The 13,425-nt window shown below is 36.0% G+C and carries 11 protein-coding genes; 9 read left to right on the forward strand and 2 right to left on the reverse strand.

The features are described 5' to 3' along the window. Positions 1 to 46: 46 nt before the first annotated feature. Entirely contained in the window at positions 47 to 2,797 is a 2,751-nt protein-coding gene (locus QWY87_RS08055; RefSeq protein ID WP_290290114.1) for a T9SS type A sorting domain-containing protein, read from the reverse strand. A gap of 316 nt (positions 2,798 to 3,113) precedes the next feature. Here QWY87_RS08055 and QWY87_RS08060 point away from each other — a divergent pair, with 316 nt between their 5' ends. The 3 genes from QWY87_RS08060 to serS are packed head-to-tail and all read left to right on the forward strand — an operon-like array spanning position 3,114 to position 5,911. Further along, on the forward strand, positions 3,114 to 3,635 hold the full coding sequence (locus tag QWY87_RS08060; protein WP_290290116.1) for a hypothetical protein: 522 nt from the start codon (positions 3,114 to 3,116) through the stop codon (positions 3,633 to 3,635). A gap of 12 nt (positions 3,636 to 3,647) precedes the next feature. Further along, on the forward strand, positions 3,648 to 4,583 hold the full coding sequence (locus tag QWY87_RS08065; RefSeq protein WP_290290118.1) for a bifunctional riboflavin kinase/FAD synthetase: 936 nt from the start codon (positions 3,648 to 3,650) through the stop codon (positions 4,581 to 4,583). Between the two features lie 53 nt (positions 4,584 to 4,636). Continuing rightward, positions 4,637 to 5,911 carry a serine--tRNA ligase gene (serS, locus tag QWY87_RS08070; RefSeq protein ID WP_290290119.1) on the forward strand — a complete coding sequence of 425 codons (1,275 nt, stop codon included), beginning with the start codon at positions 4,637 to 4,639 and terminating at the stop codon, positions 5,909 to 5,911. Between the two features lie 30 nt (positions 5,912 to 5,941). Here the strand turns inward: serS and QWY87_RS08075 are convergent, their stop codons facing one another. Then, positions 5,942 to 6,076, reverse strand: coding sequence for a hypothetical protein (locus QWY87_RS08075; RefSeq protein WP_290290121.1), 135 nt, complete (start codon positions 6,074 to 6,076; stop codon positions 5,942 to 5,944). Between the two features lie 220 nt (positions 6,077 to 6,296). On the opposite strand from QWY87_RS08075, the gene QWY87_RS08080 reads away from it, so the two are divergent. The 6 genes from QWY87_RS08080 to QWY87_RS08105 all read left to right on the forward strand — a co-directional run bounded on the left by QWY87_RS08080 (position 6,297) and on the right by QWY87_RS08105 (position 13,397). After that, positions 6,297 to 8,090: a tetratricopeptide repeat protein gene (locus QWY87_RS08080; protein ID WP_290290123.1), complete on the forward strand. Its 1,794-nt coding sequence runs from the start codon at positions 6,297 to 6,299 to the stop codon at positions 8,088 to 8,090. Between the two features lie 68 nt (positions 8,091 to 8,158). After that, entirely contained in the window at positions 8,159 to 8,479 is a 321-nt protein-coding gene (locus QWY87_RS08085; protein ID WP_290290125.1) for a DUF4286 family protein, read from the forward strand. A gap of 12 nt (positions 8,480 to 8,491) precedes the next feature. Continuing rightward, positions 8,492 to 9,268: a 16S rRNA (adenine(1518)-N(6)/adenine(1519)-N(6))-dimethyltransferase RsmA gene (rsmA, locus tag QWY87_RS08090; protein WP_290290127.1), complete on the forward strand. Its 777-nt coding sequence runs from the start codon at positions 8,492 to 8,494 to the stop codon at positions 9,266 to 9,268. Further along, complete coding sequence (gene mgtE, locus QWY87_RS08095; RefSeq protein WP_290290128.1) at positions 9,258 to 10,607, forward strand: magnesium transporter; 1,350 nt, start codon at positions 9,258 to 9,260, stop codon at positions 10,605 to 10,607. The genes rsmA and mgtE overlap by 11 nt, the downstream gene beginning before the upstream one ends. Positions 10,608 to 10,704: 97 nt before the next feature. Continuing rightward, positions 10,705 to 12,393 (forward strand): glutamine--tRNA ligase/YqeY domain fusion protein, encoded by a 1,689-nt coding sequence (locus QWY87_RS08100; protein WP_290290130.1) that lies wholly within the window; start codon positions 10,705 to 10,707, stop codon positions 12,391 to 12,393. A 26-nt stretch (positions 12,394 to 12,419) separates the two neighbouring features. After that, positions 12,420 to 13,397, forward strand: coding sequence for a polyprenyl synthetase family protein (locus tag QWY87_RS08105; protein WP_290290132.1), 978 nt, complete (start codon positions 12,420 to 12,422; stop codon positions 13,395 to 13,397). The last annotated feature ends 28 nt before the right edge of the window (positions 13,398 to 13,425 follow it).

The raw sequence follows: 13,425 nt of genomic DNA on the forward strand, positions 1-13,425 counted from the left end.
AATATAAAAATGACAAAAAAAGGCTTGCTAAATCAAGGAATGTTGATTATTTGATTCTAATCTTATGCGCAGACACCTTGTTGCCGCGTTTAACACTTAGCATATAAATCCCACCCGAAACACCTTGAAGATCAAGTGCCTGCTCAAATCTAGAGCTTATAGTCTTGTAGGTTTTCTTTGCCACAGTCCGACCCAAAAGATCATAAATCATGACATCTACATCCCCTGTTTCTTCCGATTCAAATTTTATGGTAAACAAACCATCTGAAGGATTTGGAAAAACAGTAAAATTATCAAATACATAATTATTAACGCCTAAGACTGCCTCAGAGCTGCAAATTTCCAAACTCCAGGCTTCAATATTTCCTGTATCATCCGGAGCCCCGTCAACTACATTAAGTATCCAGTTACCCTGGGCATTCTCCCCACTAAAGATAGCCAGTTCATCAACGGGTCTTCTGATTCCCGTAAGTCCGGGATTACTTAGATTACAATCAATTTGATCACCATTATCCGAAAGGACAACCTGCATATCTTCTCTTGGACCACAAGCGTTGCTGATTAATTCTATAATTGTTCCCTCAGGACTTTCAAGTGTGATAGACAGATCTCCTAAATAAGTATGCGTAATTCCAGGCTCGTCTTCACCTCCTGATTCAGGAGTTCCTTTCTTTATCAAACTCACTTTTAAACTTTCCACGTTTATATCTTCAGGAACCACAATTACTGAAGAAATACCCTCGCGGTCATCATCCGGAATAGCAATTGGCGTATCATTTGATTCGTACTCATTACATATAACATTGAACTCCCCAATTGAAAAGCTCTTACTGTTTATGGCAAAAAAGTGATTTCCAATAGCCTCTACCATTACGAAACATTGAGAACCTTTTATCTCAGGTACAGTAATAGTTTGAGAACCGTTATTAGGTATATTACTAGCTAAAACCGTAGCATAAGTTTTCCCCCAATCTGTAGACAATAATATATTGACTTGTGACACATTTAAACCATTTCCGTCTGTTCCTGCTACGTCCCAGGTAATTGTTTCTTGTTCACCTTGTGTCCAAATGAGATCCTCAGTTGCCTGAGAAGTTACCAAAAACGGTCCGGCTGAAGCCGTTACATTTACTTTCAGATCATCGGTAGAAACCTGACCTGCTTCGGCATGATTATCTCTTACCGATAAAATAAAATTCATTTCCCTTTCAACCAGAGGGGTTACCTCCCATGTTGATGAAATAACACCAGTAGCCAAGGTTGTTAATTTTGGAAGGTATCTAACAGGGTCCAAAGAGGGTTTGTGCGATTTATATAAAGCCCCAGAAGTTGAAGTGCCACTTGGGGGAACTGTAGTAATTTGATTATCTACCTGTTCCCAAGAGAAGGAGAGTTGATCTCCGTCTGCGTCGGTCGCTGTAGCAGTTAATCTATAAGGTGTTCCGATGGGAATCGTAAAATCTTCGCCGGCATCAACATCTGGCGCATTGGCATTAAAAATCAAATTTGACTCTACTGGGCAACTACCGCCCTGACCATTGGTTATATAACCTCTTATTTCCTCAATACTAATAATGTGAAAATAAGGATCTACACTGCTTTGAACGTTTTGAGATTCACAAAGACCAGCATAAGACATTAACGAAGAGCCACTACCCGGCTCAACCGCCGTTTGATCATTCCGGTTATCACCGGCACAATTTCCATCATCTCCATTAAAAGAATGGTTCGCACCAAATTGATGCCCCATTTCGTGCGCCACATAATCATAATAAAAATAATCTCCAATTGGTTCAGGCAATCCAGTAGTACCACGAGCCTTCGACCCATTTCTACAAACAACTGAAAGACTTGCTACACCTCCACCTCCAGTACTAAAAACATGCCCTATATCATAATTATCCTCCTCAATGACATTGTCAAGATTAGACTGATTTTCATCAAGTAACAAGCTACCGGTAAGGTTCGTATAAGGGTCGGTATCAGGATTCAGGTATATTAATTCATCATTATCAGCTACCAATTGCATAGTAACCGCAAGATCTGTTTCATAAATAGCATTAACCTGAGTTAAAGCGGTTGTCACAGCAGATAATACAATCGCTGTTTTTTCTTCATCTGTTTTATCTTCTGCATTTTGATCCGCAATATGAAACTGGGAGTATTCACCCGTTGTTGCCAAAGCCAGCCTGTAAGTTCTTAGTTTCCCATCGTCAGTTATCTTTAATCCCTGTAAAGCTTTTTGAAATTCCGACTCTTGTTCCGTAAAACACTGAAATTTCCCTTCTCCACTCAGATCGTCTCTATAAAATAATTTATAGTTCTTTTTGTCACGAGTTAAAGGCTCTATATACTGTACATTTTGATTAACATCTCGAATCACTGCATTCAAACCCAATTCATTGATGCTAAAACGAATTCTTTTGGAACCGTTCTTTTCAGAAACACCCACATACGACTTGTTCTTTGGATATTTTTTCGCTAAATCCGGATGCATTACCGAAGCTTCCTTTACCAAATAAGTGATCATTCCTCCCCTTCCATCAGGAAAAACGACCTTTTTATTAGACTTCCCAATAGTCGCTTCTTTTTTAGGGGCGTCCAGCAGGTTTCTCTCCAATCTTTCAAGATCCAACCTGTAAGCCTTATGTTTATCAACATTCGCTTTGCGTTTAAGATCTTCTTTCTTTATCCCACTGTCATCTATTCTTGTCCATAGATTTCGCTGTTGCGCAACCATGAAATTTGTAAAGAAAATAAAAAGGATTGCAAAAAATCTAATTTGATTTCTGGTCATTTTCTAGCACGTATTAATGAAGGGTGACAAAAATATGAATTTTCAACAAGCTTTGCAGCATTAATTTATGCCTAACTTTTCAACATTTGAATTATCTTTCTGTCTTAACTTGCATGAATAGAATACCTTGGAATTCCAGTTTATCTTGCACACACCTAGGGTCAAATCGAGATGAATTATATTTTTTAAGCTCATTCTTACTTTGAAACTTTGAAATACTTATTTTTGCCTGATTAGGTGGCCATTTATCTGATGGTGCTAAAGGATGATTATTTTTCTTGAAGCAACTTATAATTGAATTACTCAATATAAAAGAATGAGACTTATTTTATGTAGCCTTTTATTTATAACCCTTTCGTGTGCTGTCACTAAAGAGCAAAAAAGTGATGAAAGGGTGTCGCTCCCACCACCACATATAAATTGCCCTGAGAATGGTGACTGCTTGTTTGAAGTTTTTAAAAATTCTGCACTAAATCTCTCCTATGACAGCACGGGTAAATTGTATCCCGAAGTTACGGAAGGAGAAAAAATTGTTATAAAATACCATTACAAAAGAAAGACTATTGAAAATGCAATGGACAGCAGCTATTCAGAATACGTTTATTTTGAATTCGACCCAAATGACAAGCAAATTATATTAAAGGACAATGAACTTCAGAAGGTGAAAATGGTTTTCGGACGTATATGTTATTGCAAGGGCAGTATGGGGTACTTCCCGGTAAGAGAAGGTAACTTGTTTTTGTTCACTTCAAATGGTAATCTTCATGTACGAACCTCTTTTAAAATAAACAAGGTTCCTCAAATCATAGATCAAATAGATGAAAATATTAAATTTTAAATAGCAGCATTCGTGAGGGTTCATCAATCGGTTGAAAATTATGATCACAAGGAGCATTTATCAGTGCTCACTATTGGGACCTTTGACGGGGTTCATATCGGTCATCAAAAGATTATAGAAAGACTAAATCAAATTAAAAGTCAGGACTTTGAACGATCCATGATACTTACTTTTTATCCTCATCCCAGAATGGTTCTTGATCAAAGCAACGATATTAAGATGCTTACGACCATGGAAGAAAAAATATATCTTTTGGAGAAATTTGGGCTAGATGATTTGATTATTGAACCTTTCACTAAAGAGTTTTCAAGATTATCCGCATTAGATTTTGTTAGAAATATTTTAATCAATCAACTCAATATCAAAAAGTTGGTAATTGGATATGACCATCATTTCGGCAAAAATCGCGAAGGAAATTTTGAACAACTTTCTGAATATGGAGAATTATATGATTATTCAGTAGAAGAAATTTCTGCTCAGGAAATAGAAAGTGTTTCTGTAAGTTCAACTAAAATAAGGAAAGCCATAGAAAATGGTGACATGGAAAAGGCGAATAAGTACCTTGGTTATAACTACCTTTTAACCGGTAAAATTATTACAGGTCAAGGGATTGGCAGAAAAATCAATTTCCCCACGGTGAATTTACATATCGCTGAAGATTATAAATTGATTCCTAATAAAGGTGTATATATCGTAAAGGCCAATTTTAATGATAAATCGAATTTTGGCATTATGAATATCGGTTTTAGACCTACTGTTGGAGGAAAAGGCCAAACCATCGAAATACATCTTTTGGATTTTAAAGATGACCTTTATGGAAGCAGTATGCAAATTGAAGTCTTGATGCGATTAAGGGATGAGAAAAAGTTTGAATCAATCGAAGAGTTAGCAACACAAATAAGCAAAGATGAAGAATCAGCCAGAAATTGGCTTATGAAAATTAAATAAGCATTCCTTCTTCCAATGGCATTACTTATCTTTGCAAGTCAAAAAAATAACATATGTTATCATTACCTTACATTCGCGACAATAAAGAGTTGGTTATCAAAGGACTTGCTGTTCGTAACTTCAAAAATGCTGATACGTTAATCGAATCAGTTCTTGAATCTGATCGCAAAAGGAGAGCCATCCAGGCAGAATTAGACAATATCCTTTCTGATAGTAATAAGATCTCTAAAGAAATAGGGAAACTATTTAAATCTGGAGAAGTCCAAAAAGCGAATATTGCTAAAGAGAAGACCGGGTTATTAAAAGAAAAATCTAAAAATCTTTCTGATAATCTTGGAGAAGTCGAGCAAGAATTAAATGAATTGTTATATCAAATTCCAAATATTCCTCATGCTTTGGTACCGGCCGGAAGCAATGAAGAAGATAACGAGATAGTTTTCAGTGAAGGAGATATCCCAACATTGCACGAAAAGGCAACGCCTCATTGGGACCTTTGCAAGAAATATGACATTATTGATTTTGAATTAGGAAATAAAATTACTGGCGCAGGGTTTCCTGTTTATAAAGGTAAGGGAGCAAAATTACAGAGAGCTCTTGTCGCTTACTTTTTGGATAAAAATTCTGCTGCAGGATATACTGAGGTTCAACCTCCTTTATTGATTAATGAAGCTTCAGGCTTCGGTACCGGTCAATTACCTGACAAGGAAGGTCAAATGTATCATGTTGGTGTAGACAATCTATATCTCATACCAACTGCAGAAGTACCTGTAACTAATTTTTACCGTGATGTATTGCTAAAAGAAAGTGATTTTCCTATCTGCAACACTGCCTATACGCCTTGTTTCAGAAGAGAAGCAGGTTCTTACGGATCTCACGTAAGAGGTCTTAACAGATTACATCAATTTGACAAGGTGGAAATTGTAAGAGTTGAACATCCTGATAAGTCTTATGAGGCCATGGAAGGTATGGTTGAGCATATCAAAGGAATACTACAAGAATTGAAATTACCCTATAGAATTTTACGTCTCTGCGGAGGCGATCTCGGATTCACTTCTGCCTTAACCTATGATTTTGAAGTTTTCTCAACTGCTCAGGACAGATGGCTGGAAATTAGTTCAGTGTCTAATTTCGAGACATTCCAGGCAAATCGATTAAAACTGCGTTTTAAAAATAAAGATGGGAAAAGTCAATTGGCACATACGCTGAATGGCAGCTCTCTAGCATTACCTAGAGTATTGGCCGGACTTTTAGAGAATTACCAAACCGAAGAGGGTATTAAAATTCCTGAAGTTTTACAGGCCTATACCGGATTCGATCTGATCGATTAGGTTTAATTTAATTCGATCTAAAAGCACTGACTAAGCAGCGTCCATCATTTTTTTGTAATGATTCATGATTAACAAATCATTCAAATAATCGTTTATCTGACCATTTTTCATATGGTTCTTTGCACTTTGCTTAGCTCTTTCGTAGAATGTTTTTACTTCGATCATAACTGTAAGGTTTTTGTTATTGTAATCTTATACTATTAAGACTGACATTTTTAAATAACGTTACATTTTGGAATTTATTTTATTAAAATTTTAACATTGTTTAGAAATTCTAATAAAATCGAAGAGAATATTAAGACTCTGGTAATAAATTTATTTATTATTACGAATTAGATAATTTAAAAAAATAGAACTGAAAAGTATATTTTTAGCCAATTATATTATGAGGTCATTTTTAATCATCATAGCGGTGCTGTTCTCCATTTATGGAAATGCACAAAGTGCCGAACTAGCCAATTCATATTTTCGAAAAGGAGAATATGACAAGGCAATCCTTTTATATAAACCTCTATTTGAGAATAACCCAATTCGGCAAGACTACTTTAAGTCATTAGTTACTTGTTATCAGCAAGTAGCGTCTTATGAGGCATCACAGTCACTTATCGAAGAACAAATCCAGCGATTTCCGGAACAAATGCATCTATTTATAGAACTCGGATACAATTATCAATTACAAGATCAGCCTGAAATTGCCGAAAAGTATTATGAACAGTCAATAGAATATGTACGAAAAAATCCGGGCTTCGTATTCATGATTGGCAGGTCGTTCAGGCAAAATCATTTGCTCGATGAAGCTTTACTATCGTATCAAATTGCAAAAGAACTGAATCCTAAACTCAATACTGAAATCAGTGAGGCTCAAATTTATGGAGAGAAAGGAGATCTTGAAAAAATGTTCAGTCTTTATCTAGATCTAGTCGATAAAAATGCCAATTATTTTTCAACTGTTCAGCGATATGTTGGGAATTTTATCACAGAGGATAAAAATGACAGCAACAATCTTTTGTTTAAAAAACTATTACTAAAAAGAGCACAATCAGATCCTAAAGATGCATGGAACATACTTTTGAGTTGGCTATTTATGCAAGAACAGGATTATAGCAAGGCCTTGACTCAGGAAAAATCATTATACAAAAGAAAGCCTGGGAATCTTGAAAGAGTCCGAGAAATAGGTTATCTGTCATTTAACAAACAAGATTTTAAAACTTCAAAGGAGGCATTCGTGTTTATGCTGAGCCACAGCGAAGAGGTCTTACTTGATAAAGAAAGCAAATTACTTGCTGAGATATACTTGCTAAAGATTGAAAATCGCTCTTTTAGCGAGAAGAAAGACAAAGGTAAAATAGAAGAAAGGTACCAGGAGTTAATTCAAATATACGGTCAGGGCAAAGAAACTTTGGAGCTACATTTATCTTTTGCTGATTTCCTGACCTTTGACTATGATGATCCGGAAAAAGCGATAGCACATCTGGAAAAAATTATTCCATCCGCTGAATCAGCATTTGAAAAAGGAATTATTCAAATGAAAATTGCTGACATTCTTGTTTTTTCTAACCAGTTCAACCAGGCGTTGATTTTATATACACAGATCCAATACGACCTTAAGAATAGTCAACTAGCTCAGGAAGCAAGATTCAAAGTGGCCAGAACCTCTTATTTTAAAGGAGACTTCCAATGGTCACAAAATCAATTAAAAGTTTTAAAATCATCAACGTCTCAACTAATTGCAAATGATGCGCTTGAACTAAGCCTGAAAATTGGCAATAACAGCGACAAAGATAGTCTCAATGAAGGCTTAAAAATTTATGCCAAGGCAGAATTATTGGGATTTCAAAAAAAACATCAACAAGCCATTGACACCCTTTCATATGTTTTGAATCAATATAAAGGCCAGCAAATTGAAGATGATGCTTTATATACTCAGGCTATTTTTTATCAAGAGCTTGAGGCCTATACAAGTGCCGAGGCCAACTTACTCACTATCCTTAATTTCCATCCTGAAAGTTTATTAATTGATGATAGTATTTTTGCTTTGGGAATACTTTATAGAGACCGTCTCAATGATCCAGAAAAGGCTCAGGAAATGTTCGAGAAAATCATATTTGAATTTCCATCTAGTATTTATTTAGTTGATGCGAGGAAGTATTACAGAAAGCTCAGAGGAGACGATATCTAGAATTTACAATACTGCGATTTTAAAAATATTGATCAATTAACCCTACCTTTAAACTTTTAAAAAACAACATGTATATTTATAATGTAACCATTAATGTAGACGAGAGCATTCATGATGAATGGTTTAACTGGATGCAGGATAACCACATCCCAAATGTAATGGCAACCGGCAAGTTTTTAAAAGCCATTATGAGCCAGGTTCTTGTAAAAGAAGACATGGGAGGAATTACTTATTCCATTCAATTCACCTGCGAATCAAAGGAACTTTTATTCGATTATTACCAAAAGGATGCTCCCCAACTCAGACAAGCCATATTTAAAAAATTTGGAAATAAGTTCGGAGCCTTTCGTACTGAAATGAAAGTTGTGAGCGAATTTATTCAAAAATAATGTAATGATAACATGAGCGTAAGAGCTAAAAAACACCTCGGGCAACACTTCTTAAAAGACGAATCTATAGCTTCTAAAATTGCTGATAGCCTATCTTTTGAAGGATACCAGCACGTACTTGAAATCGGGCCTGGCATGGGTGTTTTAACAAAATATCTCTTAAAAAAAGATAAAACAATATGGGTAGTAGAAATAGACCCTGAATCCATAGATTATTTAAAAGGTCATTACCTGCATTTATCGGATAGAATTATCAATGCAGACTTTTTAAAAATGGACTTGGCCGCTCAGTTCAACAATGAGCCGATAGCCATTATTGGAAATTTTCCTTATAATATTTCTTCTCAGATTGTATTTAAATCTATAGCCTGCCGAGATCAAATTCCTGAATTCAGCGGTATGTTCCAGAAGGAAGTAGCATTGAGAATTGCAGCAGGACCTGGCAGCAAGACCTATGGTATCCTTTCTGTTTTAACCCAGGCTTTTTATGATGTTGAATACTTATTCTCTGTTCCTCCAACGGTATTTAATCCGCCACCAAGAGTTGATTCTGGTGTTATCAGATTGGTTAGAAAAAAAGACTATCAATTACAAGTTGATGTAGCCTTTTTCTTTAGAGTGGTTAAGACCGCTTTTAATCAAAGAAGAAAAACGCTGCGTAATAGTTTAAAATCTTTGCAGATCTCTGATAAATTGAAGGAAGATGTTATATTTGCTCAAAGACCAGAACAATTAAGCGTCGAGCAATTTCTTGAACTAACCAAAAGACTTGAGGAAGATGGCATCTGAGATCACGAAAGAATTCATTGACCATATTGAATTACTGATTTCCAACAAGGATGATCGGGCACTTCTCGATTTATTATCCGAAGAACACCCCGCTGATATAGCTGAAATAATTGACGACTTAAATCTTAGCGATGCCACGTATCTTTTTAAATTATTGGATAGTGAGCTTTCTGCAGAGGCCTTATTGGAAATTGATGAGGACGACAGGGAAAAGATTCTTAAAAATCTGTCGGCCCAGGAAATTGCTGATGAATTAGATGAATTAGACACAGATGATGCGGCTGATATTATTTCCGAGCTTCCTGAAGAAAGAGTTACTGCAGTTATCTCAGAAATTGAAGATGATGATCATGCCAAAGACATTGTTGAACTCTTGCGTTACGAAGAAGGAACTGCTGGAAGTTTAATGGCAAAAGAATTGGTTAAAGTCAAAGAAAATTGGATGGTTCCTACTTGTGTTCGAAAAATGAGGTCTCAAGCTCAGGAAGTAAGAAGAGTTCATTCGATTTATGTTGTTGATAAGGAAAACCACCTCATTGGTAGATTGTCTTTAAAAGATCTTTTGGTTGCCTCGGCTAAAGACAAAATCGCCAATATTTACATTCCAAAAGTTGATGCTGTTCATGTTAATGACAAAGGTGAAGACGTGGCTAGGCTTATGCAAAAGTATGATTTAGAAGCCATTCCTGTTGTAGATGATGATAACGTGCTTATTGGAAGAATTACCATTGATGATATTGTAGATCTTATAAAAGAAGAAGCCGAAAAAGATTACCAAATGGCTGCGGGTATCACTGAAGATATCGATGCTGATGATAGTATTTTAGAAAAAACGAAAGCAAGGCTTCCATGGTTAATATTAGGTTTAGTTGGGGGGCTTGCAGCAGCTTCAATCATGGGCGGATTTGAAGACGCCTTATTGAACTATCCTGAATTGTTCTTTTTCACGCCACTCATTGCAGCTATGGCTGGTAATGTTGGGGTACAGTCTTCAGCTATTATTGTTCAAGGTTTGGCCAATGATGATATCAAAGGGAGCATGGTCAATCGAATGTTTAAGGAAATTGGACTGAGTATTGTCAACGGCGTAATTTTGGCTGGCCTGATTTTTATTTTTGGCTTTTTCCTTAATTATGATATCAATATCAGCATCACAATTTCAATTGCCATGGTTTTGGTAATTATTCTTGCTTCTTTAATAGGCACTTTTGTTCCGCTTATTTTAGACAAAAAAGGAATCGACCCTGCAGTTGCCACGGGTCCGTTTATAACTACAAGTAATGATATTTTTGGAATCTTTATTTTCTTTTATATCGCAAAATTAATACTGGGTTTTTAAGGTATTTTAAGGATACTGTTTCCAGATTTAATTTTATCCCTTTTCGCTTTTTCACTAAGCAATTTTACGTAATTTTGCCTTTCATTTATTTGAAAGTATGTCAGAAATAAAAAAATCTCTCAATTTTTTGGAACAAATCGTTGAGGAAGACCTTGCAAAAGGTATGGAAAGGTCCAAATTAAAATTCAGATTCCCACCTGAACCAAATGGATATTTACATATAGGACACGCTGCATCAATCTGTTTAAATTTTGGATTAGGCATCAAATATGGCGCACCAGTCAACCTCCGCTTTGATGATACAAATCCTGAAAAAGAAGAACAGGAATATGTAGATGCGATTCAAAAAGATATTGAATGGCTGGGTTTTGAATGGGCCGAAGTGCTTTATTCTTCTGATTATTTTCAGCAATTATATGATTGGGCCGTACGCATGATCAAAGATGGGAAAGCCTATGTTGATGATCAGGATAGCAAACTTATTGCTGAACAAAAAGGCACACCTACCCAAGCTGGGGTCAATAGTCCTTTTCGAAATAGAAGTATTGAAGAGAATCTTGATTTATTTGAAAAAATGAAGAATGGAGACTTCAATGAAGGAACACATGTCTTGCGGGCAAAAATTGACATGACTTCTCCTAACATGCTTATGCGGGATCCTTTAATGTATCGTATTCTGCACAGAGCGCATCACCGAACCGGGGAGTCTTGGAAGATCTATCCAATGTATGACTGGACCCATGGAGAATCAGATTATATTGAACAAATTTCTCACTCCTTGTGTACTTTAGAGTTTAAACATCATAGAGAATTATACGATTGGTTCTTAGATCAGGTATATGACGCGAAGGATGTCAGGCCTAAACAAAGAGAATTTGCCAGAAGAAATTTGAGTTATACTGTAATGAGCAAAAGAAAATTGCTACAGTTAGTTGAAGAAGGCCATGTAAATGGCTGGGATGATCCGCGAATGCCAACCATATCAGGTTTGAGAAGACGTGGCTATACTCCTACTTCGATTCGTGATTTCAGTGAAACCGCAGGAATTGCTAAAAGAGATAATGTAACAGACTTAGCTTTACTAGAATTTCATATAAGACAAGAATTAAATAAAGTTGCTCCAAGAGTTATGGCAGTGCTTGATCCTGTAAAGCTGGTCATCACTAATTATCCTGAAGGGCAAGAAGAAATGCTAACTGCTGAGAACAACCCTGAAGATGAAGATGCTGGATTTAGAACAGTTCCTTTTTCAAGAGAGATCTATATCGAAAGGGAAGATTTTAGAGAGGTGGCCAATAAAAAATTCTTCAGACTTAAATTAGGCAAAGAAGTAAGGCTTAAAAACGCATATATCATTCAGGCCAACGACGTCGTAAAAAATGAAAATGACGAAATAACTGAAATTCATTGTACCTATGATCCTGATTCAAAAAGCGGAAGCGGATCTGAAGCCAGTCAAAGAAAAGTAAAAGGAACCATTCACTGGGTTTCTATTGATCACGCTTTGGAAGCTGAGGTTAGATTATATGACAGATTGTTCACAGATGAGGCTCCTGACGCACACAAAGACAAGGATTTTAAAGAATTTTTGAATCCTGAATCCCTGAAAAAAATCGACAAGGCTTTTATTGAGCCTAGTCTGGCTACAGCAACAGCTGGAGACAGTTTTCAGTTTCAGCGGTTAGGCTATTTTAATGTGGACCCTGATTCAACGAATGAAAAACTAGTATTTAACAGAACTGTGGCATTGAGAGATTCATGGGCGAAAATTCAACAAAAAAAATAATTTTTTTGTTGTAAATTGGAAAGCCTTTGAAGACCGTCGAACATATAAAACTTCCCATTCTTGAGGAAATGGAATTCTTTGAAACAAAATTCAAAGCTTCCATGATTTCAAATGTATCCCTACTTAATAGAATCACTCATTATATTGTTAGAAGAAAAGGGAAACAAATGCGGCCCATGTTCGTATTTCTCGTCGCAAAAATGGTTTCTAATGGTGAGTTCAAAGAACGTACATATCGAGGAGCTTCTGTTATTGAATTGATTCATACTGCTACTTTAGTACATGATGATGTGGTTGATGATAGTAACCGACGTCGTGGTTTTTTCTCTTTAAATGCGCTCTGGAAGAACAAGATTGCTGTGTTGGTAGGTGATTATCTATTGTCAAAAGGTTTGTTAATGTCAATTGACAATGATGATTTTGATATTTTAAAGCATATCTCAATCGCCGTAAGAGAAATGAGCGAAGGAGAATTGTTGCAAATTGAAAAAGCAAGACGCCTGGATATAACTGAAGCAGTATATTTTGAAATTATCCGTAAAAAGACGGCGACACTTATTGCAGCCTGCACTGCCATTGGCGCAACCTCTGTTGATGCTCCGAAAGAGGAGGTAGAAAAAATGAGGAAATTTGGTGAGCTGATTGGAATAGCCTTTCAAATTAAAGATGATTTGTTTGATTATTCTGAAGAAAAAATTGGCAAACCAACCGGAATAGATATTAAAGAGCAAAAGATGACTTTGCCTTTGATCTATACCCTCAACAATTGCTCTAAAAAAGAACGAAAATGGCTTATCAATTCTGTGAAAAATCACAATAAGGATAAATCAAGGGTAAAAGAAGTAATTGAATTCGTGAAATCAAATGGAGGTATCGAATACACTATCCAAAAAATGAAAGCCTATCAGACCGAGGCTATTAATATTTTAAACACCTACCCTGATTCTTCATATAAAGAATCTTTGATGACTATGGTAAACTATGTTATAGACCGCGAAAAATAAGGCCCAGATTATTAATGGCATAGCTTTT

The organism is Lutimonas halocynthiae, assembly GCF_030409835.1.
Taxonomy (GTDB): domain Bacteria; phylum Bacteroidota; class Bacteroidia; order Flavobacteriales; family Flavobacteriaceae; genus Lutimonas; species Lutimonas halocynthiae.